Source organism: Acidipila sp. EB88, assembly GCF_003858395.1.
Lineage (GTDB): Bacteria > Acidobacteriota > Terriglobia > Terriglobales > Acidobacteriaceae > EB88.
On sequence record NZ_QWEV01000005.1, the window covers coordinates 3,091,846 to 3,114,752 of the forward strand.

14 protein-coding genes are annotated in these 22,907 nt (G+C 62.6%); 6 read left to right on the top strand and 8 right to left on the bottom strand.

Going from position 1 to position 22,907, the window contains the following annotated elements:
* Positions 1 to 62 precede the first annotated feature (62 nt).
* Positions 63 to 449, top strand: a complete 387-nt coding sequence (locus D1Y84_RS18475) for a DUF5110 domain-containing protein (RefSeq protein WP_233581580.1) — start codon at positions 63 to 65, stop codon at positions 447 to 449.
* 1,263 nt (positions 450 to 1,712) lie between these two features.
* Positions 1,713 to 3,995, top strand: coding sequence for a hypothetical protein (locus D1Y84_RS13240; protein WP_124849114.1), 2,283 nt, complete (start codon positions 1,713 to 1,715; stop codon positions 3,993 to 3,995).
* Positions 3,996 to 4,090: 95 nt separating this feature from the next.
* Here D1Y84_RS13240 and D1Y84_RS13245 read toward each other — a convergent pair whose 3' ends face one another.
* From D1Y84_RS13245 to D1Y84_RS18200, 6 genes are all read right to left on the bottom strand, one after another.
* On the bottom strand, positions 4,091 to 4,762 hold the full coding sequence (locus D1Y84_RS13245) for a GPR1/FUN34/YaaH family transporter (RefSeq protein ID WP_158615472.1): 672 nt from the start codon (positions 4,760 to 4,762) through the stop codon (positions 4,091 to 4,093).
* A gap of 249 nt (positions 4,763 to 5,011) precedes the next feature.
* A complete protein-coding gene (locus D1Y84_RS13250) occupies positions 5,012 to 8,335 on the bottom strand; it encodes a TonB-dependent receptor (RefSeq protein ID WP_124849116.1) in 3,324 nt (1,107 codons plus the stop codon).
* An 87-nt stretch (positions 8,336 to 8,422) separates the two neighbouring features.
* Positions 8,423 to 8,686 (bottom strand): hypothetical protein, encoded by a 264-nt coding sequence (locus D1Y84_RS13255; RefSeq protein ID WP_124849117.1) that lies wholly within the window; start codon positions 8,684 to 8,686, stop codon positions 8,423 to 8,425.
* Between the two features lie 35 nt (positions 8,687 to 8,721).
* On the bottom strand, positions 8,722 to 9,882 hold the full coding sequence (locus D1Y84_RS13260) for an acyltransferase family protein (protein WP_124849118.1): 1,161 nt from the start codon (positions 9,880 to 9,882) through the stop codon (positions 8,722 to 8,724).
* Positions 9,879 to 12,002, bottom strand: coding sequence for an alpha-N-acetylglucosaminidase (locus tag D1Y84_RS13265; RefSeq protein WP_233581404.1), 2,124 nt, complete (start codon positions 12,000 to 12,002; stop codon positions 9,879 to 9,881). The genes D1Y84_RS13260 and D1Y84_RS13265 overlap by 4 nt, the downstream gene beginning before the upstream one ends.
* 369 nt (positions 12,003 to 12,371) lie before the next feature.
* Complete coding sequence (locus tag D1Y84_RS18200; protein ID WP_199726410.1) at positions 12,372 to 13,880, bottom strand: hypothetical protein; 1,509 nt, start codon at positions 13,878 to 13,880, stop codon at positions 12,372 to 12,374.
* A gap of 292 nt (positions 13,881 to 14,172) precedes the next feature.
* On the opposite strand from D1Y84_RS18200, the gene D1Y84_RS13275 reads away from it, so the two are divergent.
* Positions 14,173 to 14,817, top strand: a complete 645-nt coding sequence (locus tag D1Y84_RS13275; RefSeq protein ID WP_124849119.1) for an FMN-binding negative transcriptional regulator — start codon at positions 14,173 to 14,175, stop codon at positions 14,815 to 14,817.
* Positions 14,818 to 14,852: 35 nt separating this feature from the next.
* On the opposite strand, the gene D1Y84_RS13280 is transcribed toward D1Y84_RS13275, so the two are convergent.
* Together D1Y84_RS13280 and D1Y84_RS13285 are read right to left on the bottom strand one after the other, a co-directional pair.
* Complete coding sequence (locus D1Y84_RS13280; protein ID WP_158615473.1) at positions 14,853 to 17,381, bottom strand: glycoside hydrolase family 2 TIM barrel-domain containing protein; 2,529 nt, start codon at positions 17,379 to 17,381, stop codon at positions 14,853 to 14,855.
* Between the two features lie 130 nt (positions 17,382 to 17,511).
* On the bottom strand, positions 17,512 to 18,429 hold the full coding sequence (locus tag D1Y84_RS13285) for a VOC family protein (protein ID WP_158615474.1): 918 nt from the start codon (positions 18,427 to 18,429) through the stop codon (positions 17,512 to 17,514).
* A 356-nt stretch (positions 18,430 to 18,785) separates the two neighbouring features.
* On the opposite strand from D1Y84_RS13285, the gene D1Y84_RS13290 reads away from it, so the two are divergent.
* The 3 genes from D1Y84_RS13290 to D1Y84_RS13300 all read left to right on the top strand — a co-directional run bounded on the left by D1Y84_RS13290 (position 18,786) and on the right by D1Y84_RS13300 (position 22,890).
* Positions 18,786 to 19,679 (top strand): sugar phosphate isomerase/epimerase, encoded by an 894-nt coding sequence (locus D1Y84_RS13290; protein WP_124849122.1) that lies wholly within the window; start codon positions 18,786 to 18,788, stop codon positions 19,677 to 19,679.
* A gap of 45 nt (positions 19,680 to 19,724) precedes the next feature.
* On the top strand, positions 19,725 to 20,606 hold the full coding sequence (locus D1Y84_RS13295; RefSeq protein WP_124849123.1) for a TIM barrel protein: 882 nt from the start codon (positions 19,725 to 19,727) through the stop codon (positions 20,604 to 20,606).
* 112 nt (positions 20,607 to 20,718) lie between these two features.
* Entirely contained in the window at positions 20,719 to 22,890 is a 2,172-nt protein-coding gene (locus D1Y84_RS13300; protein WP_124849124.1) for a hypothetical protein, read from the top strand.
* Positions 22,891 to 22,907: the final 17 nt, after the last annotated feature.

The window sequence follows — 22,907 nt, forward strand, 5'->3', positions numbered from 1 at the left end:
TGATGGTCACGCCGGAGCTTGCAACGCTGCCTGTGTTTGTGCGCGGCGGCAGCATCGTGCCCATGTCTCCCCTGGTGCAAAGCACCGAGGAGCGGCCGCAGGGCCCGCTCACGCTGCGCGTGTACCCGGCCAGCGATCCTGCCGCGCCGTGCACCGGTGACGTCTACGCCGATGACGGCAAGAGTTTTGCGTTCCGCCATGATCAGTACGCACGCATCCACTTCACCTGCGCGCGCACCCCGGGTGGCGGCATCGCCTTCACGGTCGCGCCGCAGCAGGGGGCTTTCACGCCGTGGTGGCAGCAGTACCGCATCCAGCTGTTTGGGTTCAAGCCTGCAGGCACGCAGGCCGAGGTGAATGGCAAGCCAGTTGCCATCGACACGTCGGGTGATATCGCCACAGTCATTGTGGCCGCAGAGCGCGCCGGGCTGAAGCTGACCATCCGCTAGCAACTACGTAAGGCGTCAGCGGCAACGTCACTGACGCCTTACGTATCCAGATTTGCGATGGCTGCCGGCGATGCCGAGCCTGTGTTTCCCCGGGAACAATCCTCCCTGTGCACTGCTCCCGCAGTGTCCATCCCAGCACCGGTATCGCCGCCAAAATGCTACCGTCTTGATGGCATTTGCCTGGTCGTGCGCGGCTCCCAAGGTTCATCAGAAGGCATCACGCCCAAGCCTTGCGATGTCCCGGTTTTCAGGGTGGGGTAGGGCGCGAGGGGAGATCTGCGTCCCCAATCAAGCACTGCGTTCCACGGCGCGCGCATGCGCAGCGCTGGCGTATCTTCAACGACGAGACGCGCTGCAACCCAGCGTGCTTTCAACGCGCGGTGCTGGTGTTGCCGTGGATGCGATTCATCGAAATGTAACTAGCAATGACCTGTAAGGCTCGCAAGTAATTCTCTCGCAAGTGTCGCCTAGGCTAAGGATGTTAGGTCTCAGGCTGAGCAAAGCGTGCGCGCCCGCGTAGTGCCTGTGCGCACGCCAGGCTCGCCCGGTACGCACACAAGGTAAGCACGTGCTCACAATGAGTGCGGATGTGCCTCCCGGGTCGTTGTGGCTCGCAGTGTGCGGATAGCTCCTGGAGGCTCATGGTCTTCGCATGGAACCGGTACCTCGCAGGTGGTATACCGCGAAACCCCTTTAAACATTGAGGAAACCTGTAATAAGGCTGGTTAGTGCACCTCCGCGTACGCGGTGTGCGGGTCTTTATTGCGCCCTTCGTGTTAGTAGGTGCGCAAGCCGTCACAGGCGCAGGCGGCGGGTTGAGTAAGTAACATGCCATATCTTGAGTAATGATGCTTAGGTGTTGAAAGCACCACTTAGGTGGGTGCGCAAACAGCAAAACCGGTCCCACACAAGTTGCAGTTCATCATTGCGGCCTCTGATTGTTACCGATGGCACGTGGATATAGCCTCTCCATCTCTCTATAAACACACTTGTGAGTGGGGCGCGGCGAGCTACACCGGTCGAGCCCGAAGCAGTATCAAAGGCATCGAGACAGTAAGTCGAAGATGACTCATGCTGCACCACAAAGTAATAAGAATGCACTTATGTCGGTGTCTGGTCCAGAAGCTGAAACCAACACCTGCTGCTGAGAAATGAACTTGCTAAGTAAGCAAGTGAAGTGCGGTCCAAAGCGACCCTGCTTCGCTACGGGAAAACCGCGCGCTAAAAATTTACCGGCCTCCGGTGCACCAAAAGGACACTGACATGTTTGCATCCCTGCCAAAAATTGCTTTCTTCAACACCGCTCTCCTGCTCGCCGGGCCCGCCGCCCTGGCATCCACCCCCGCCGCCCTGCCGACCTTTAACGTGGCCAGCTTCGGCGCTTCCGCAACGAGCGCTTCCGGCACCTGCTCCGGCGCTGCAGGCTCGGCAACGCTGACCGGTTGCGTGCTGCCCAGCTCTGGCGCGTTCAAGGTGGGTCAGGGCGTGCACATCGTCGGCGCCGGCGGCCCGGTTCTTGCCTACCCCTTCTCCACGCAGCCGCAGGTGCTCAAGCAGGGCAACGGCACGGGCAATCACACGTATTGCTACGTGGTCAGTGCCGTGGACCCGTTCGGTGGTATCAGCACGCCGAGCCCGCAGGCCTGCATCGGCAACGAGCCCGCACTCACCGCCGGTGGTGTGTTTAATTGGGTCGGCACGCAGTCGTTCATCCCTGGCTACTCGGTCTCCTACCTCTGGTACGTTTCGCAGGACAATGGCCCCTTCCAGTTGATGGAAGTGGAGCCTTTCTACAGCGTCGCGCAGGACGCGGGTGAGCGCCCCACCTCGCGCAACGGATGGCCCACCACGCTGCCTGCCGGCAATGCAACCATGACCAAGAACGAAGACTTCTTCGCGACGGTCGTCAAGGTCAGCGCCAACTCCGTCACGCTGAGCAGCGCACTGCCGTCCGCCGTGTCGAACGCAGTAGTGATGCACGATGACACGCAGGCGATCCAGGCAGCAATCAACGCTGCCGTCGCAGCCGGTGGCGGCACCGTGCAGATCGGGGCGGGCAGCTACAACGTGCAGCAGCCCCAGTTCATCGCGGACGGCAGCTCGCAGTACCCGACGTTCTCCACCAGCATCTATGGTGAGCCGATCACGTCGCCCTATCGCTACCTGTACATCCCCAATGGCTCGCCGGGCAACATCACGCTGCAGGGCGCAGGCAACAGTACGGTTTTGATCACGCCGCCCGATCGCGGCAGCGCGGCACATCTCCTGGGCCTCGGCGAGTTCGCGCGTCCCACCACCACCGCGAACGTTATGAAGATGGCACCGGTTGCCAAGGGCGCCACGCAGATCGTGCTCAACAGCGCCAGCGCTGCTGCTTCGCTCCACGCCGGCCAGGACATCTATCTTTACTCTGGCTCGTACAGCACCACCGGCGTAGCGTGTGTGGACTTGAACGGCACCGCGGGCGGTGACTGCCACTTCTCGGAACTCAACACGATCGCGGCCGTAAACGGCACCACTGTAACGCTGGTCTACCCGACCTCGAAGAAGTTCTACAACGATGGCACGAGCTCCTTCGGTATGACCACCCTGCCGGTCACGCCGCATCACGTGTCCCTCACCAATATGCAGATCAACACCAACGATCCCATCTTCAACACGGGCATGGCCTATGACACGCTCGTCGATTCCGTCACGGTCAATGGGATGGTGAACCACGGCGCATTCGGCGGCGGCTTCAAGCGCGGCCTGGTCGTACAGAACTCTTCGTGGGGCATCGGCAGCGGCGACGCGACCTACTCGGAGACGGAAGAGTACGACCAGTTCACCGACGTCACGCTGGCCAATAACACGATCACCGGTTACGCATCCGCCGGCGGCGAAAGCACGATGATGAGTGCACGCATCTACGCCACCGAAGGCAGCTCGCAGTTCAAGCTCACGGGCAACACTCTCAACAACGTTTCCTTTGTCAGCGACCAGACCACCGACGACGTGCTCAGCAACAACCAGTTCAACGATGGAATGGCCGAGGTGGGCATCGCCTACGGAATGGCAGGGCTTAACTCCGGTGCGAACCGGGATGCTTCCTTCGACTCCTTCGCTTCGCAGAGCAACGCCACCATTACCTCCAACCTGTTTCTTGAGGATGCCAGCTTTGCTCCCCCGTCTGCGCTCCGCATCGGCAACTACACCACGGCCACGATCTCTGGCAATGGAATCTACTACGGCGGTTCCGGCAGCATCCCGGTCATCTCGGCTACCTCGGGCAACGTGTTGAACAACACGATCTACATCGTGAACGCTCCCGGAGCCTGGGGTCTGGCCGTGATCCCTGACGAAAGCCCCAACAGCGCGCCAGCGCCGGTCATGATCCAGGGCAACGCAATCCTCGGCAACCAGGTTGCCGGCGGCCTCGTGATCCCCAACCCGGGCTTCAACGATCCGGCCAGCATCACTGTCAAGGGGAACGGTTACTTCGCCACCAGCGGCACACCGATCTCGATCGCGGCTCCCAACAGCCTCAACCTGAATCTTTCCAACTAGTTTTCCCCAGCACCATCACTTGCGGTACTTGCAGTGCAGCGGCGCCTTGGCGCCGCTGCACTTTTTCTGCTCACCCTACGGATACGTCGCGCCGCTTACAACTGGTGACGCACGCCTGCCTCGTTCACCACGTGGCTCATCTGGTCTTCAAAGCTGCCGGCCATGGCGTTCTCGGCATCCGCACTGCGCAGCGTGAATGGCATGATCTTGCCCTTCACGTCCTCCACCAGCAGGGCCAACCCGGCGTAAAAAGCCGATAGGCACACACAGAAACCAAGCCCTGCTGCTATCGCCGGGAACGGACCTTTCGCACCGAGTTCCACGGCTGCTGCCGCACCGGTGCGCAGCAGCGCAAAGGCGATCACCACCGCCAACAGCGGCTTCCCTCGATACGTGATGAACAGGATGATCGCAAGGCACACGGCAAGGTTGATCAGCAGCACGCCGATCGTGGGGCTTGGCGCTGCGCCGAACTCCAGCAAGACCACCCCCTGCGCCACCCATGAAGCTGCAAAGATCCCCATGGCGGTAGCAGCACCGGTGTCGCGCGAGAGAAACGCCATCCAGCACGCAATCGACTCAAGCGGCGCCACAAAGGAGAGCAGCGTGACCGCCAGAAGCTTGTGTTCGGACGCGGGGAGCCAATGCAGCAGGAACGCGCTGTACAACGCATTGCCGATCGCGAACGAGAAGCAGCCAAGCGGCAGAGCGCTTGCGTAGGGTTTGACGACGATCCTGACGTGCGATGCAGCTTCGCGTGAGTCCATGCTGGATAAGACGTCGAATTGACAAACGCCGTCGGCACCCCAGAGGATTTGCTTTGCGTCCGGAAGCAAGGGAGTGAGGCGCCGACACCCGTGCATCCTTCGTCCTTCATCCTTGCCGGCGGAAAAGGCGCCTCCCGCCTCAGATACTCGTCAGGCATGCTGCGCGGGCAGGGAACAAAAAACAGCATGGGCCCACGCCGTTGAAGCGTAGACCACATGCCGCCTTGCCCTTATCTTCTTGCCGGACACTTAGAACGTCAGCTTCAACGCTCCCTGCATCACGCGTGGGGCGATCACGCCGATGTTGGTGATCTGGCCGAAGTTCGAGTCGGTCGGGTTGGAATCCGGCTGGCCGAAGCTCGGGTGATTCAGCGCGTTGAACGCCTCCCAGCGGAACTGCAGCCGGTACCGCTCGCGATACTCCCAGTTCTTCATCACCGCCGCATCCATCGTGCTGATCGGTGCTTCCTGCAGCATGAACTTCTCCGAGTTGCCTGGCGTTCCCGGCGCGTTCTGGGTGAAAGAGTCCGTGCTGAAGTACTGGTTCAGCCAGTTCTGCTTGCTGCCTTGCCGCACCAGGATCGGACGTCCCGTGAGATCGGCGCGATCCTGCCCAACCTGGAAGCCCGAGTTGTTGTTGCCGTTGCCGCCGTTGATCGTGAACGGCGGACCCGACTGTAGTGTGTATAGCGCGCTCACTTCCCAGCCGCCCAGCGTGTTGCGCAGCAACGCACCGTGGTGCCGCAGCTCGGGCGCCTGGTAGATCCCGTTCGTGACCCACACGATGGGATAATTCAGGCTCGAATCGCCCTTGTCGTGGCCGATGTCGAACGGATCGCTGACGCTCGACTCGAACGAAGGATCGCCCGACCCGCCCACGTCCGTGGTGTGCGAGAAGGTAAAGTTCGACTGTACCTGCAGGCCGTGCTTCATGCGCTGCTCGAACCCTGCCTGCAGCGATTCGTAGGAAGCCGTTGCTCCATCCTGCACCTGGATGATTGAGCTGAACGTGGTGAGCGTGCGCACGCCGCCATTGGCAAAGATGCCCGGGTTCTGCTCCACCGTGGTCGCCTGGTGGTAGCTCTCGCTGGCGACATACGCGAAATGAGCAGCCAGCGACGGAGTAAGTTGCTGCTCGAGTGACAGGTTCCAGCTTTGCGTCATTCCCAGGTGAAAGTTGCTGGCAAACGTGCCGGGGATCGCTACGGGTGAAAACTGCGCGAACGACACGTTTGCCGCAGGCAGGTTTGAAGGGCTGGCGAAGGGCGGGAACGGGCTCTTGCCACCGGTTGCAGCCAGTGTCGACCAGGGAGTATCGAGCGAAAGAGGCCGGTTCGCGGTGGTGTCGCCGGGTTTGGTGATGTCGAACAAACCATTGAGCGTGTACGACGGCGCAAACGGAGCAGCGTCCCACATCTTGTTGTAGAAAGCGTCTTCCAATGGCGTGGTGAACATGCCGAAGCCTGCGCGGATCGATGTCGAGCCGCGCGGTTGCCATGCGATGCCGATGCGCGGCTCGAAGTATCCGTAGGTGGTTGGCATCAGCCCTTCGCCCACGCCGGCGTCGCCCGGGAACACGAGCCCCACCGGCGCACCCGGGTACCGCGTGCTCTGCTGGCCAGGACGATAGGCCGCGGCACGGCCATTCTTGATGGTCAGTGCGATGTTCGGATCCCAGCGCAGGCCGGCGGTGACCGTCACGTTCTGCGCCACCTTCCACTGGTCCTGCCCATACACGCCGAACATCCAGCCGTTCTCGCTGCCGCTTTCACCCGCACCCTGGCTGAAGGTCGCCACATCGCCCAGCAGGAAGTCGAGCAGCGGAAAGCCCGTGTACTGACCATTGACGTTCACGTTGGGATTGGTGGAGCCGCCGTAGAACTCCGAACCATAGCGATGCATGATGTCGGTCCCGGCCGTGATTGTGTGCTTGCCGATGGTCTTGGTGACCGTATCGGTAAACCACCAGTAGCGTCGATGCGTATCATTCGGGCTGCCGTTGAAGGCGTTGAAGCCGAGCCCGCCGCCGTATAGTACGTTGCCGGAGAATGCCGTCAGCCCCGAGATATAGCAGGAGCCCGCCGGATCGCTGACAGCCAGGTAGCGCGACAGGCAGACAGGGTTTCCGCTGGCATCTTTCTCGACCGTGCCCGTGGCATAGTTCAATTGTGCCCACGACAGCGTGGCGCTGTTCAGCAGGGAAGGCGACGCCGTCCATGTATGCCCGGCAACAAGGTTCAGGTACGTGCCGTTTTGCCCGGTGATGCCTGCCAGGATATTGCCCGGCGTGGTTGCGCCCGGCTGGTTGTAGTTGTACAGAAAGCTGCGCAGGAACACGCGCTGCGAATCATTGATGTTGTAGTCGATGCGTGACGTGTTCTCGTCGTAACTCGCCTTGACGCCAGGGCTGGCAAAGTTGGTGAGGCCCGTGGCGGCAGCCTGGCCCAGTGGCAGGGAAGCGGCCAGCGCAACCGCTCCGGGGCTGAACTTCGCGGTGTTTACCTGCTGCGTGCCGGGGTTGAAGACGGTTGAAGCAAGCGGACCATCAAGGTTACTCGCCGGTACCGCGCTGAAGTCGCCCGCGAGCATCGCCGCTGTAGGCGTATAGGTCGGGTTGGTCGATGAGTTGTACGTGTTGCGCGTGCCCTGGTAGTTCGTGAAGAAGAACAGCTTGTCATGCAGGATCGGTCCGCCGATATAGCCGCCGAACTGGTTGCGCTTCAACTGGTCGACAGCGCCCGAGAAGTAGTTGCCGGCGTTCAGATCATTGTTGCGGATGAACTCGAAGAGGCCGCCGTGAAACTCGTTGGTGCCGCTCTTGGTCTGGATGCTAACGACCGCGCTCGGAGCAAAACCATACCGCGCATCGAAGTTGTTCGTGATGACGCGAAATTCCTGGGTAGCATCGGCATTCGGAAATGGTGCGGCCAGTAGCGCGAAGGTGTCCATGTTGGATACGCCGTCGAGCAGGTACCACGTGCTTCCCTGGCGTCCGCCGCCTGCGGATGCGCCGCTCTCTGTTGGAAAAGAGTTGCTGGTGGGCAGCGTTGAGGCCTGCGACTGCAGCTCGTTTGTGACACCCGCAGACAGGAACACCAGGCTCGACGGATCGCGACCGTTCAAGGGCAGCTCTTTCACGGAGTGCTCGTCAATGACCGTGCTGATCTCCGCCGAGGTGGAGTTAATCATCGCTTCGCTCGCATTGACTGTCGTACTCTGCGTGTCGGCGCCGATGGCGAGCACCACCGGCAGCGTGGCCGACTGGCCGACGGTCAGCACAACGCCGTTCTCCACCTTCTGTGCAAAGCCGGGCGCCGTGATCGTCAGCGTGTAAGGGCCGGGGGGCAGCGACGCAAACTGGTATTCGCCGCTGTCGTTTGCGGTGGCCATCTGGGTCAGGTTGGTTGCGGTGTTGTTCGCCTTGATCTGCGCATGGCCAATGACGGCACCACTGCTGTCAGCTACCGTGCCGCCCAGTCGGGCGCTGGTGACCTGGGCCGAGGCTGCAACGGTTGTGGCCAGGGCACACGCAGAGAACGAGACGATGCGGTGAATGCGGGATGTGCGATGCATCAGCAACTCCTTCTCGCGGCCGGTGTCTCCGGGCCGCGTTTACAACAGGGCGGGAAGCGCAGGGAACAGAACGCAGCAGGTGGCTGCTTACTTCGGAGGAAACGTGCGCCGGCCCCACTGTTGCGGCAGCACGGCCGCTTTGCCACCGGGGGTAAAGCAGTAAGTGGCTTTCAGTTTCGCAAGCGGAGCGTGCGTGCTCGCGGTGTCGGCGAAGCAGAACCCCGAAGAGCGCACAGCCTCTTCCTCGGGGCTGCGGTCCGCGCCTGCGAACGTCAGGATACGGGCGCGCGTGCGCGAAACAATTACAGGTCCCTTCTCTCCGCTGCTGATCTTGAATGGTTCAAACTCCATCACCTTCACTCCTCCCAACGACGCATTTGGCCCGGCTACAGCTTCAGGAAAATCTTCCTGCGATAGAGCACCCATACGGGCACCCAGCACACCAGCACGAACACGATCGAGTACGCCATCGATCCGAAGGCAGGATTCACTATCGGCTCGAATACTCGTCCGTAGATCCACTGCTGGAACGATTGCTGCGCATTCACGTGGAACACCGACACTGCCGACGACAGCAGTTCCGACAGTACGTATGCGGTGATCGCGTTGGTGCCAAGCGCCAGCGCCGGCCAGAGTGAACTGCGTTCGTTGCTTTTGCCGACACCGCGTACCTCCACCAGGTAGTAGGTGATGGCCAGCAGCAGGAGGCTCCATCCGCCCGCATACAGCGCGTACGAGCTGGTCCACAGCTTCTTGTTGATCGGGAAGGAGAGGTTCCACGCCTGCCCGGCAAGCAAGAGCACGATCGATACGGCTGCCATGCCGAGCGCCTTGGCCTGCTGGGATCGTGCTACGCGCAGCCACAAACCCGTGAGCACGCCCAGCAAGGTGGAGGCCAGCGATGGAAGGTCACTCAACAACCCTTCGGGGTCGCGCGTGCCTTCGAAAAGGCGATGCGGAAACACGTGTCGATCGATCCAGGCACACAGGTTGATGTCACGATCCAGCAAAGGGAAGTCGCGTACCGGCAGGCCATGCCCCGGCACCGGCATCCAGCGCAGCAGCACCCAGTAGCCCACGAGCAGTGCTACTGTAACTACCACAAATGCAGAGGCGCGACGCGTCAGCACCAGCAGCAGGCTTGCCAGCAGGTAGCACACGGCGATCCGCTGCAGCACGCCGTACACGCGCAGCGTCGAGAGGTGGAAGTACGGAAAGCCGTTTACCACCAGCCCGAAAAACACGAGCAGTGCGAACCGGCGCAACGTGTGCGACACCGTGATGCCGGTGCGGTCGCGGCCCCCGGAGCGCTCGATCCGCGCCCCCGAAGACAACACCAGCGAGATCCCCATGATGAACAAAAATGTTGGGAACACCAGGTCCGTCGGCGTGAAGCCGTTCCACGGCGAGTGGTTCAGCGCGCGATAGGCCAGGTCATTGTTGCCGTTGTTGTTGACCAGGATCATGAAGCCAACCGTAACGCCGCGCAGCACGTCGATCGAAAGCAGTCTCTGTCCAGTGGTCGCCGGTACCGTTATTGTGCTCATCGCGATCCTCCCGCAGTGCTCAGCATGGCACGCGCCGTCCCGAACAGGTCGTTCACTGGCATCGGCGTGCTCGCGCGATATGGCCTCGAGAGCCAGGTCTGCTGCCACATGTCAAGCGAGAACTCCGTGCCCCGAATCTCGGCATCGAGCCACGCGGCCCAGCGCGCCGCGTAGTAATCCCGGATCAGGCCAGACCACACCCGCGACGCATAGTCCGATAAGCCTGGCCAGCCCCACGTCGTAATCAGCTGCCGCGCGTTCTCGTCGTAGAACGCCGCTTCATCGTCGGTCGATGCCTTGGCGCGTGCCGCCCCGACCCACGTTTCCAGCCGGCGATCGGGGCGCAGGTGCATCAGGGCATCCATCTTCCCCAGCATCGCGAGCGCGTGGTCCGCGTGCGAACGCGCCGTCTTCAGCTCCTTGCTGCGGATTGACTGCACGGCAAGCGCCAGCTGCTCGTCCACATACCCTCCTGCGGCCTGCACCACAAACTCGATGAGGTCATTGCGGTACAACTCCTGTTTGCCAAGCACATCCGAGCACGATACGAACAGCTCCGTGGCCCTCGCAAAAACCGGTCCTGCATCGATCGATGCCGCTGCCGGTTCAAAACTCGGCTCGCCCTGCCACGCCTGCTTGGTCATCCATATGTGCGCGCTGTACGCGCTTTCAAGCAGCAGCGCCCATGCCTGCGCCATCGCCGGCGGACAGGCCCCGTACCGCGCCTGGCAGTACTGTGGCACCCAGGTGTTGAGATCGATCGAGCCCGCGAGCCAGCCGGCGTCAGTCATCAACTCGTACACCACCTCGTTGGTCTCGATGCCCTCCGGGCACATGCCCCAACCCACCAGGTTTCCCTTGTCAGGGTTTGCAAGCACTGCCGCCGGCTCGGCAGCCATCAGCGCAAGATTGCCCTTGACGTTGTTGTTGCCGCCGAACGTGTGAGCCATCCCGTTGACCCACTGTTTGCCGAAGAACGCGTGATCGCGCTTCCACGGCCCCGGCGCATACTTGTCCGCCAGCCCCGGCACCAAGTCGTTCGAGTAATCGAGGATCAGCATGCGCTCGTTTGGCACGCTTTTCAGCAGGGCCTCTACAGAGCGCGAATCCCAGAACGCTGCGTCGTACACAAACAGCCAGCCCTGCATCACCCAGGTGCCCTGCGGGTCGCCGGCTTCAATCCCGGCGAAGACCGTGCGGCCAAACTGCTCTAGATCCTCGTACCGCCGGCCCTCGCTCACCGGTACGGCGAGCTCGTTGAAGGTGTCGGCCAGGTAGTACGACACCTCTCCGTACTCGGCCTTGTACGCCTCGATAAATCGCTTGCCGATCTCGCGGTACAACTCTTCCTGCCTGGGGTGCAGGATAAAGGTCCGCGTGTTCCGCGGGATTGCCAGGAACTCCTTGGGCAGCCATAACAGCGTGAACGTTTCCGCCTCAGGCTTAACCCGCAGAAAGCCCTGCGGCACAAACCCGGCAAATGCAGGCGCCACGGGCTTCATGCCCAGAGCGCGCATCCGGTCCAAGATCTGCCGCTGCAGCGCCCGCTGCTCCTCGATCCAGTGCCGCGGCAGCGGCCCGGCGAAGTTGTTGATGTTGCCCATGCGGTGCCACGGCAGGTGGCCCGGTCCGGTCGAGAAGGCATCGATCTCTGCCTGCGACACCCCGAAGCTCAGCCACACCTTCTGCCACACCCACTCCTGGCCCTCCATCGCCAGCGGCATGTTGATGCCGTGCAGGGCCATCCAGTCGAGTTCGCGCTCCCAGCGCGCCCAGTCCCAGAAAGCCATGGTGTAGCCATAGGTGCACGGGTTCAGGTACTGCACGTAGCGGTACGGGCAGGCGACCCTCTCCCTCGGAGCAGGTGGCAGGGTTTCGGGCAGATCGAGGTGCCGGCCACTCCACGTGATCATCGCGCCGCACTGTGCACGCAGGTAAGCGTAGGCCGCACGGCAGATCGCCACCGCGGTGGTGCCCTGGATGCGCACCACTCCGCCGGCAGCTTCGATCTCGTACACCTGCTCGTCGTTCTGACCCTGCAGCAGTTCCAGCTGGAACGAGGCGGCATGCTGGCCGAGCTGACGCGTGAGCACCCCGCGCGCTGCCTCAACTGGAGTCATGGGTGCGCCTACAGCCGGGTGCTTTGCGGGGCCTGCTACCGATTTAGTTGCCGCGGTCATCGCTTCAGAACCGGACACGGCCCCATGCGCAGAACTACCGATCAGCCCGAGCGCCGTCACTGCCGCCCCGGAGCAGGTCGTGCCCACAAACTGTCGCCGTGTCCACCTCAAGCCTGCTGCCTCCTGGTTCGCTTGCCGGAACCCCTGCTCAACCCCGGCAGACGCGTTCTGGAAAGCTGCCCGGAGTATTGCGGCACCGGGCGGACGCGGCAAGGTATTTCACCGTTCCTGCCTGAAACGGGGGAAGAGGAGAGAGGTTTTAACTGTGAAATGTGTTGCACCGAAAGAGCTTATCTCATGCAGGGCGAGCTAGCCGGGGATATGCCGCCACGCCACGATCTTGGGCCCGGGTGCATCGCCGCCCACGCTCCGGGTCTCAAGCAGTACCTCGAAGTAGGGGATGGTGCCGCCGGAGGGGACGATCCGGCGCAGGAAGCTGGCAAAAGCCTCGCCACTAAACGGGAAGTCCGCGGCGGCCTCGGTACCGGCCATGCCCGAGCCTTCAAACAGCAAGGCACTGCCTTCGCCGCTGATCCCGGGGAGGTAAGCCAGCACTCCATAACTGGTCGCCCCGGTGGTGTCCTTGCGCTCGCTGTAGCGCTGCTGCTCGCCTGCCTGCGGGTTCTTGTTGATCACGTAGCCCTGCTGGCTCTTCCAGTCATAGTTCACGTCGAAGTTCAGCAGGGGTGAAAAAAGCCCCACCCACGGGTTGGCCCCGATCCCGCCGATCAGGATCACGTTGCGGCTCTTCAGGTCCTGCAGATGCAGCCTCCGCGCATACCGCGTCTCCACCTGGGCGGCCTCGGCCTCGGGCAAACGGTTCAATCGCATCGCGAGGGCCAGGTCGGCGGTACTGGTGTACTGGTGCGAGGCGAGCCATGCTGCGGTTACCAGCTGGTCGGCGTTGCCATCCGTGCCGCCCGGGGCTGCTTTCACCGCGGACGCTCCACGGAGGTAGGTTCCGCTGAGGTACTCGTCCAGCGTCACCGGCGCCCGGCGCAGCTCCTCCGACAATACCAAACCATCGTCCGACGGAACGATCACCACAGGCCTGCCGGTGGCGAAGAGGCTGCTCCACAATGTTGCGGGGTGCTGCGGCCACAGGTGCAACGGCTGCGCCACGATCACGGCCATCAGCAGCAACACCGCACACACGGCGCCCCCGGCGCCCCCGGTCCAAAGCTGCCGTGCACGTTTGCGGGGCTCTGCTGACGGCAAAAGCAGGGCTGCAGCGGGTGGAACGTTCGCGTGGCTCCGGCTCCGCACTGTTTCAACCACGCCGGCGGCCGCCTGCCCTGCTGGCTGCACCGGTACCACTGGCGCAGGGTTGCTGTGCGCGGTCGGCAGGTCCGGGCTGCCAATTGCTTCTGGCAAAGGCGTGGCCCTCGCCAGCGGTTCCACCGCCAGTACCATCCCAGGGCGGCCATGGGTCCGAGGTTCAAACACCGGCACATACCCGCCCTTGGGAATCAGCACCACCACCGGGCAGCCCGGGCACTCATGCTCGAAGTACTCTTCGAGCCGCTGCCGCAGGAGCCGGGCCTGCGTGCGCACAATGCTGTCGTCGGTTGCACTGTAGGCGGGCGACCGCCCAAACACATGCACGCCGATCTGTTGCTCGTTGATCTGGTCGCTGTGGCCTTCGATCGCTTTGCGGCACACGTACTCGAAGAACTGCGACAGCCGCGCCGACTTGGCAAAGGTGCGCGACGCCAGCACCTGCCGCATCAATGCTTCGCGTGAGTCCTCCACCGCGGCGCTGCCGTTCTGCGGCGGTCGTGGCTTCGTCGTGCTGATCGACGACTCCTCACCTGGCATGGCTCACTCCAATCCAAACGGCTCCACTCGCACATGGAGAGTGCGACCGCCATGCTCTCGAGTGAGCACAGCACAACTCCTGGCGCAACGCGGCTGGTCTCCTGCATCCACGCTGCGCAAAAGATGGAGCTTGAAGAAGTGTTTATCACAGCGCAGCTTGAATCGCGCCTCGGAAGACTCCCGCGCGTGATGACCCAGCCCTGCAAGACAAGGCTGACTTGCCACTTCCTGCCCGGTCCGCGATCATCAAGAGAGGTGATCCACACGCGTCTCCCGGGTGACACGCAACGTTATGCATACACCGCACTGCAATGCTGAAAACGACATCCCGACCCTGCGGGAGTTCATGCGTGCCTTTCCTCTGTGTGCGCTGGTCACGGAGACACAGCAGGGCATGGTCGCCTCGCACATCCCGGTCGTGCTGCACGAGGATGCGGCAGGCCTGGGAGTGCTGCGCGGCCACGTAGCCCGTGCCAACGCGCAGTGGAAAGATCACCTGCCGCAGAGCGAAGCCCTTGCCATCTTCACCGGCCCGCAGCACTACATCTCCGCATCGTGGTACCCGGACAAACAGACGCATGGGAAAGAAGTGCCCACGTGGAACTATGTGGCTGTGCATGCCTATGGGGTGCTGCGCGTCATCGAGGAGCCTGCGTGGCTGCTGGAACACCTCCGCGCGCTCACGGATCAGAATGAAGTGGTTGCGCGGGTGCCGTGGAAGCTGGCCGATGCACCCCCTGAGTTCATTGCGAACTTAAGCCGCGGCATCGTCGGGTTGGAGTTAGCCATCACCCGCATCGAAGGCAAGTGGAAAGCCAGCCAGAATCGCAACGACCGTGATGCCGCGGCAGTGATAGGAGGGCTGGAAAGCCTCGAGACCCCTGCGGCGTCGACAATGAGCGCTCTCATTCGGGCCAGGCGGCCCCGGCCGCTCTAGCGCGCGCCGAGCGGCCGCATGGTGTTCAACCTAGTTCAGCGCGTCGCCGCGATGGCAGCCGCCTCTGATGCGAAGTGAAGCGTAGCGCTGGTAAGCCCGAATGCCTCTGCTTCCACGGTGATCGTGCCGGGGCGGCTGGTGGCCTGCACCAGGGCCGTCGCAATGCCCGCCTGGGCGCGCATCGGGTTTGCCCCCAGCTCCGCGGTGCCGATCACTGCGCCTTCGCCGCTGACCCGGAAGGTCACCGCGTCCTCACCGAAAGAATAGGTGGTCCCACGTGCATCGCAGATATGCGCGTAGACGCGGATCCAGTCAGCCCCGTCGGCGACCAGAGGCCGTCCACAATCATCCAGCACCAGCTTGAGTTGTGTCGGCACACCGGGCGCGCTGATCTCGTGCACCGCTACGACCCTGCCGCCGACCAGGCCTTCTGCCTTGACGTTGCCGATGGCGGTGCCGGGCTGCGCCACGCCGCTTGCAAACAGCATCGAGTGCAGGGCGCTGAACTGTTCGAGACGGAAGGTAAACGGGGGATGCGGCAGGTGGTAGCCTGCGTCCGGTGTCTGCACGGCCACTTCCTTGCCGTTCTGCGTGAGGCGCACCTGTTCGCAGTTGCTGAACACCGTGACGTTGGTGGGCGATTGAAAGGACGCGAAATTGGCCACAAAGATCATCGGCCCGCTGCCGGCATGCGATGTTTTGGGGTCCACAGGCCGCTGGCTCTGGAACAGGTAGTAGTCGAACTTCGGCAGCCGGAACAGGTCGAGCGGGGAGCCGTAGAACGGCTGATGATGGTAGCCCCGGTAGTAGTCAATGCCCGCCCACAGGTCGGCGCCCGCTGCGCGCGCTGTGCCCGGCTTGAGCGGCTCAGACTGTTCTGCGTAGATCTCGTTGAGCGCCTGCAGGTGCCTGGAGGACTGCACCAGCATGGGCGTTTCGCCCCAGTCTCTCGGCACCCGCACGCTGCCCTGCTGATCGGTCCAGTTATCCACCTGGTCGCCCCACTCGCGTATCCACAGCGGCTTGCTGCCGTCGTTGCGCGAGTACTCCACGTCCCACCCGTTGAAGTCTGCGACGGGGCGGGTGAGGCGATCGCCTGCCGTATAGCAGTCTGCGACCGGGTACTCCTCGTGGATGATGCGGAACAGTTCAGCCGCGACCAGATCATTGTCGGTCTCGTTCATCTGCGCCTCCCACAGCAGCACAGAGGGGCGGTTGCGGTCGCGACGGACCATCTCCCGCGCATTTTGGTAAACGCGCTTGCGGAACACTTCGTCTCCCATGAACTGCCAGCCCGGGTTGGAGATGATGGCCAGGATGCCAAGCTCGTCGCATGCATCCATAAAGGCCGGATGCTGGGGATAGTGGCAGCGGTAGGAGGTAAAGCCCGCGTCGCGCAGCTTCAGGGCGTCGCGGTAATGCGCCGAGGCCGGCAGCGCGTAGCCGACATATGGATGGTCCTGGTGACGATTCGCTCCGAGCGAAAAGAACTTTTCGCCGTTGATGAAAAGTCCCTCCTCCTTGTCGATGCGGAAGCGGCGGATACCGATGCGGGTGTACTGGTCGTCGGCCGGCTTGCCATCTTCAAGGATCACGGTGTGCAACCGGTACAGATGCGGGTGGTAAGGATGCCAGAGCAGCGGCGCGCGTACATGCAGCATTTGCGTCAATGTTTTCGAGGAGGATGCAGGGACCTCGACGGGAGCCTCGGAGCTGGCCACGATGCTGCCGTCCGGAGCGCGGAGCTCGTGGCTGACCCGGGCTCGGCGCAACGAGGACGACGTGTTCGCGACCTCGCACTGGACCTGCACGGTGGCGGCATCGTTGCTGACCGCCGGAAAGGTGACGAAGATGCCTCCGCCGGCCGGCTTGTCTGCAACGACCGGGTCGCTGATGTGCAACGGGTGGAGAACGCGAAGCTCCACGCTGCGATACAGCCCGCCGAAATAGACAAAGTCAAGCTGGTCCTGCGGCTTGCCAGGTGGAACCTGCTGGTTGTCGGTGTTGTCGAGGCGCAGCCGCAGCAGGTTCGCGCCCGTGGCGTTCAGGTGGTCGGAGATGTCGACCACAAAAGGCAGGTAGCCGCCGTAGTGGGTGGTGAGGTGGGTGTCATTGAGCCAGATGTCGGTGACGCCCATGGCTCCCTGGAAGACCAGGTGCAGCGTGCGGCCGTGCCACTGCGGCTGGATCTCGAGATGCTTCTCGTACCAGCAGGTGCCTTGAAAATTGCGCATGCCGCTGGCGTTGAACGGCTCAAGCCGAACTGTGTGTGGCACATTCACCATTGTCCAGGCTGCATCGGAAGCAGGCGCATTCGTTGCCATGGCCGCGCTGTTTTCGCCCGGGGTGTGATCAATGCGCGTAAAACGCCACTCCTGGTCGAGCGGTCGCACCTGTCGAAACGCAGGAGCCAGCGGCCATTCCGCAGAGGTCGCCGTAAATGCGGACGCAGAATGGGCGCTCGACTGCGCGAGCGCGTGCAGAGGGTGCAACGAGGAGTCCAGGGCAAGTCCGGCAGCGGAAAGCGTGCTCAGTTCCAAAAAGTCGCGACGCGAGAAAAGCATGGTGGTTCCCTTCGAACATGTGCCCTGGGTGCACCAGGGGTTGTTAGCGGCGAGCAGCCTGCGGTGGACGACAGGGAAGAAGCGAAGTTGGCTGGTCGCAGGTGGCCTTGCTGTTGGTGCTGGGGCCCTGCTACCAGTGGGGATACGCGCCCGGCGTACGGCCTGTAAACGGGGAGCAGCAGACTTTGCCAACCGGCTTGAACTCCATGAACTCCACGCGGGTACCGTCCGGGTCAAAGAGGTCGAGCTGCCACTTACCATCGAGCGCAAGCAGTGGCGGCTTCTCCTCGGCGGAAGGCTTCCAGCCTTGTGCTCGCAGCTGCTTCTGCAGGGCATCGATGCTGTCCACGCCCGGAGCGAAATGATTGGCGCTCGCAAGCTGTGCGCGCCCGGGTGCAGCCGGTAGGTACAGCATGTACTCGATCCAGTCCGTGCCATCGGGAACCTGCATCATCACCCAGTCAGCCTTGCCCGGCTTGGCAGAGCCCTGCCAGTACAAGGAAAAACCAAGCAGGTTTTTGTAGAAGCCGTCCAGCGCGGCGCGGTCTCTGGCCACGAAGCCGAGGTGCATGATGTGCGTGCTGAGACGCCGCGAAAGATCCGCAGGCGCAGGCACGGGATGGCTGCCAAGCTGCGTGAAGGCAACCCGGTTCCCCGCGGGGTCGTGCACGAGAAAGGTACGGCTGCCGTCCCGCTCCGTGGTGACATGCGAGGGAACGGCGACGCCGTGAGCTCCCAGGAAGTGGCGCAACCCATCGGCGTCGGCTGTGACGAAGCCAAAGCCCGCCAGCCGGTCTGAGAGATTTGGCTGCGGGGGCGAAAGCAGCTCGATGTATTGCTGATGGTTCGCGTAGAAGCGAACGCCGGAGCCAGCACCCGCTGCCGGTACCTGCTCCCATCCGAGTCGCTGTGTGTAGAAGCGCTCTGAGCGAGCGAGGTCATCGGCGTAGAGCGTCAGGTGCGAGATGCCGGTGATGGCGGGGCGGCGCGGCGACGTCTGCGCGCCCGCGGCCGGCGTCCATAGCGCAGGCAGCAGCCATACGAGCACAATTACAAGGACGTACCTGGCTGCGAGCTTTCGAGATCCCAAACCTTTACCGCGAGGCTTGCCATGCCTGCGGTTCCACATCGCGCATCGACCCATTGCGCCTCCCCTTACGCTTCCGCTACACCTGTTCGCGTTCACCAAGGTATGCCTGTGGAGGCTCGTTGCGAATCAGACCAAAGTTGGACTGCCGGTAAATAGCCGGGTACGGTCCCGCGCAGTGTTCCAGATCCGACTTCCGTAGGATTCACGTTGTCGTGCCGTTCCCCTATAGTGGGTGCGATTGATTTCGCAACGACATGTGTCGCGGCAGAACACCCCAGAATTGGAAACCTAGTAAAGAACCCGAGGCAGGAATCATGGAGATCCAGAATGTTGCGCGTCGCCGCTTTTTGCTGCAAGGAGGAGCGACCGCCGCGTCTGCGCTGCTCGCTCGCACCGCCGGAGCCGGGACTACCAGACAGCCGGCCGGAATCCAGCTGTATACCGTGGGAGCGGAGCTGCAGAAGGACGTGCCCGGCACTTTGCGACAGCTCCGCAGGATCGGCTACCGCGAAGTGGAAACCGCGGGCTTTGCGGGCCTTGGCGCGAAACAGTTCCGCCAGCAGTTGGACGATGCAGGGCTCGTGTGCCCCAGCGTGCATCTGCAGCTCAACAGCGGCGCTCTCGCCTCCCTGCTGGACGACGCGAAGGTTGTGGGCGCGCACTCGGTGGTCTGCTCGGCCCTGCTTCCATCCGGTGCAGCGCGCGCCACGGTGAATGATTACAAGAAGATGGCGGCGCGCCTGAACGTAATCGGCGGGATGGCGAAGCAGGCAGGCCTGCAGTACGCCTACCACAATCACAACATGGAGTTCGCCCCGCTTGATGGCGGAGCCATGGGCTACGACATTCTGCTCGCGGAGACTGACAAGCACCTGGTGTGCTTCGAGATCGATTGCGGCTGGATGATTGCGGCAGGCCACAGACCCGAGGAGTACTTCCGTCGGTATCCGCAGCGGATTCGCATGCTGCATATCAAGGACTTCCTCCGCGGCAGCGCAGCGAGCACCTCGCTTGCCGGCGCACTGCGCCCGCAAGGCACCGAGCTGGGACGCGGGTACATCGACTACAAGCCTATCCTCGCCGCCGCGGTGAACATCCATATTGAGCACTACTTCGTCGAGCAGGAGCCACCTTTCCCGGATATGCCGGCGATCGAGGCAGCCGCCGCGGACTACGCTTACCTGCATGCTTTGCATCCGTTCGCCTGAAGTGAAGCACTGCAATAGGAATTCCGGGGAAAGAAAAGGTACAGCATGAATCGTCGTTGTTTTGCACAATTAGCGCTTGCCACCGCGGTGAGCCAGACCTTTGGACGCCCGGCCACGGCGCAGCCCGCTGCCTCGTCAAAGCAGGTACGCTTCTCGTTCATGCTGTGGGCGCTTGCGAAGCAGGCGTCGTTCGATCGCTGCGTAGAGATGGTAGCCGAGGCAGGCTACAACGGGGTCGAGCTGACCGGCGAGTTCCAGAAGTGGTCGCCCCAGGAGACGCAGAGAATTATGACTAGGATGCGCGGACTCGGGCTGGTCGTAGACGCCATGAGCGGCGTCAAGGCAGGCTTCGCCGTGCCCGAGGAATCGACATCGTTTCTGCAACAGCTGCAGGTGCAGATTGATGACGCGCGAAAGCTGGAGTGCCCGCAGATCATCCTGTTGTCCGGCAGGCGGGTCGCGGAACTGGAGCTTGCGAAGCAGCGGCAGGTGGCTATCGATACCCTGAAAGAGGCGGCGGACATGGCTGCAAAGCATCACGTGCAAATCGTCATCGAGCCCATTGATCCGCTGGAAAACCCGACAATTTTTCTGCAAACGGTTTCGGACGGTTTTGAGATAACGCGTGCGGTGGGCCGTGACAACGTGAAGGTGTTGTACGACTTCTACCATGAGCAGAGAGCGTTCGGAAACCTGATCGAAAAGCTTCAGAAGAACATCGACATGGTCGGCCTGGTGCACATTGCCGACGTGCCTGGACGCCACGAGCCAGGCACCGGCGAGGTCGCCTACGCGCAGATTTACAAGGCGCTGGCCGCAGCTCACTACGATAAGTTCATCGCGATGGAGTACTACCCCACAACAGAACCGGTGGCCTCACTCACGCGGGCAAGAAAAGAAGCAGAGCAGGCCCTGCGCTCCGCTTAGCCAGCCCGTGTTGCTGTCCGAAGAGTGGAGTTCGCAAGGCCTTGTGGCCCGTTCGGAGCGGCTTCCGTCTGTACTCCCTGGTCGAATGCAAGTCCGGAAAGGATCACGCTGGATGCGAAAACAAATCGCCACTGTTGCCCTGTTGCTTGCTGTGGGTGCCGGCAGCGCGGGAACTCGCGCGCAGACCACGGCTGGCATGGTTCCGTTTACCATGGACCACCGTGCGGGTCTCGCCTCGCACTCGCCCGTGGACGTGTCCTTCCTGCTGGACGCGCCGGCAGGGAAGCACGGGTTTCTGGTGGTGAAGAATGGGCATCTGGCCACGAGCGATGCGCAGCGCGTGCGTCTTTGGGGCGTCAATATCACGGACTGGAGCGCAGGTTCGCGACAGATCCCCGAGAAGGTGGACGCCGCGTTGTGGGCTTCAACGCTGGCCCGGTTCGGGGTGAACTGCGTGCGCTTCCAGTTTCTCGATTTGAAGGAGCCACGTGGGCTGCTCGATACCACGCGGGCTGATACACGCGCGCTCGATCCCCGGCAGCTGGACCGTGAGGACTACTTCATCGCGGAGCTTGAAAAGCGCGGCATTTACATCGACTTCAACCTTCTCGTCGGCAGGCCGTTCAACACCGCCGATGGCGTGCACGATGCGGCGGCGCTGCATGAAGGAGCCAAGGGCACGTCGCTGTTCGATGCACGCATGATCGAGTTGCAGAAGGAGTATGCGCGCGAGCTCCTGACGCACCGCAACCCATACACCGGCCACCCCTACACCGAGGATCCGGCGGTGGCGGTGATCGAGATCAACAACGAGAATGCACTCAACATCGGCTACCGGGCGCCGTCGCCCTTCTACCTGGTCGAGCTGACGGGCATGTACAACCAGTGGCTTGCCACACACCGCACTCCTGAACAGATCGATAAGCTCCGCCAGATTGTGAGCTCGGTGACCGCGGTAGACGCCGAGCCGGGAGCAACGGCGCATACCGCCTCGCTGCGTGCACTGCCATTGCTTGCTTCCAAAGGTGATGCGGCCACTGCCCAGCCGCTTCGCTTCTACGCGGAAGCAGAGTTTTACGACGAGCTCCAGCGCACGTACTTCGAGAATATGGAGCGGTATGTGAAATCAACCCTGGGGTCGAAGTCGCTGGTGATGGCGACGGCAGATCACAGCCATGCAAACAGCGGCTATCCCACACTGCTGGCGACCGCCGGCATGGACGTGATGGATGGCCATGATTACTGGCAACACCCCGAGATGTACGTGCGCAAAGCGCCCATGGTGAATGACCCGTTGCACTCCACCGTGGTCGAGCTGTCGCGCTCCGCAATCGCCGGCAAGCCGTACACCGCAAGCGAGGTAAATAACCCGTTTCCGAACGACTACGGTGGCGAAGGCATTCCCATCCTTGCCGCATACGCGCTGCTGCAGGACTGGGACGCGATCTTGTGGTACACCTTCGAGCCGAAGGCCGAACCCGCGTGGAAACCCGTCGTGGGCGACCCCTTCGACATCTCGCACGACCCGGTCAAGATGCCGGAGCTGGCGCAAGGAGCGTTGATGTTTCTGCGCGGAGATGTCGCCGCGGCCCGTACAGTAGCCGAGCGCTCGTACACGCGGGCGGAGGTTTTCGACAGCATGCTGTTGCCGGCTGCCTCGGAGCGGCCTTACTTTACCCCGGGCTTTCCGCTGGCGCTTCCGCTCGAGCACGAGGTGAGGGTCCAGTCGCTCGATGGAGCGCCGACGCGGCCGTTTGTGGATGCATCCAGTTTCGCCAGCACCAGCCCGATCGTCTCTGACACGCAGCAGCTTGCCTGGTACAGCTCGCCGCGCGAAACCGGACTGGTCACGATTGATACTCCGCGCACGGAGGGGCTCATCGGATTCGTGACAGCAAACGGCAAGTCCGTACGGCATCTGTCAACCGAGCTCCGCAACAGCTTCTGCACGGTGCTGCTCAGTTCGCTCGACGGGAAGCCCATTGCGCAGTCGGCACGCATGCTGCTGGTGGCAGGCGGCCGGGTAGAGAACACAGGGCAGACGTGGAACATTGCCGGCACCGACCTTACCGACTGGGGCGTCTCGCCAACCCTGATCGAACAGGTCGCGGGGAACCTGAGCCTGAGCTCGCTGGATCCTGCAGGCGCGGTAATGCTGCAGCCGCTCGACGGAGCAGGTCGACCAAAGGGGCCAGCTGTTGCGGCGACCAAAGACGGGGTGAACTGGCGCCTGCACCTGGGCGACACTGCCACCACGTGGTACGAGGTGAGCGTCACCCGGTGACGGCCGAATGCGTGAAC

Bases quoted from the DNA above. Each gene is read 5' to 3' on its own strand.
- D1Y84_RS13260 (WP_124849118.1), bottom strand. From the start codon at position 9,882: ATGAGCACAATAACGGTACCGGCGACCACTGGACAGAGACTGCTTTCG.
- D1Y84_RS13255 (WP_124849117.1), bottom strand. From the start codon at position 8,686: ATGGAGTTTGAACCATTCAAGATCAGCAGCGGAGAGAAGGGACCTGTA.
- D1Y84_RS18475 (WP_233581580.1), top strand. From the start codon at position 63: ATGTCTCCCCTGGTGCAAAGCACCGAGGAGCGGCCGCAGGGCCCGCTC.
- D1Y84_RS13250 (WP_124849116.1), bottom strand. From the start codon at position 8,335: ATGCATCGCACATCCCGCATTCACCGCATCGTCTCGTTCTCTGCGTGT.
- D1Y84_RS13300 (WP_124849124.1), top strand. From the start codon at position 20,719: ATGCGAAAACAAATCGCCACTGTTGCCCTGTTGCTTGCTGTGGGTGCC.
- D1Y84_RS13240 (WP_124849114.1), top strand. From the start codon at position 1,713: ATGTTTGCATCCCTGCCAAAAATTGCTTTCTTCAACACCGCTCTCCTG.
- D1Y84_RS13280 (WP_158615473.1), bottom strand. From the start codon at position 17,381: ATGCTTTTCTCGCGTCGCGACTTTTTGGAACTGAGCACGCTTTCCGCT.
- D1Y84_RS13265 (WP_233581404.1), bottom strand. From the start codon at position 12,002: ATGACTCCAGTTGAGGCAGCGCGCGGGGTGCTCACGCGTCAGCTCGGC.
- D1Y84_RS13245 (WP_158615472.1), bottom strand. From the start codon at position 4,762: ATGGACTCACGCGAAGCTGCATCGCACGTCAGGATCGTCGTCAAACCC.
- D1Y84_RS13290 (WP_124849122.1), top strand. From the start codon at position 18,786: ATGGAGATCCAGAATGTTGCGCGTCGCCGCTTTTTGCTGCAAGGAGGA.
- D1Y84_RS13295 (WP_124849123.1), top strand. From the start codon at position 19,725: ATGAATCGTCGTTGTTTTGCACAATTAGCGCTTGCCACCGCGGTGAGC.
- D1Y84_RS13275 (WP_124849119.1), top strand. From the start codon at position 14,173: ATGCATACACCGCACTGCAATGCTGAAAACGACATCCCGACCCTGCGG.
- D1Y84_RS18200 (WP_199726410.1), bottom strand. From the start codon at position 13,880: ATGCCAGGTGAGGAGTCGTCGATCAGCACGACGAAGCCACGACCGCCG.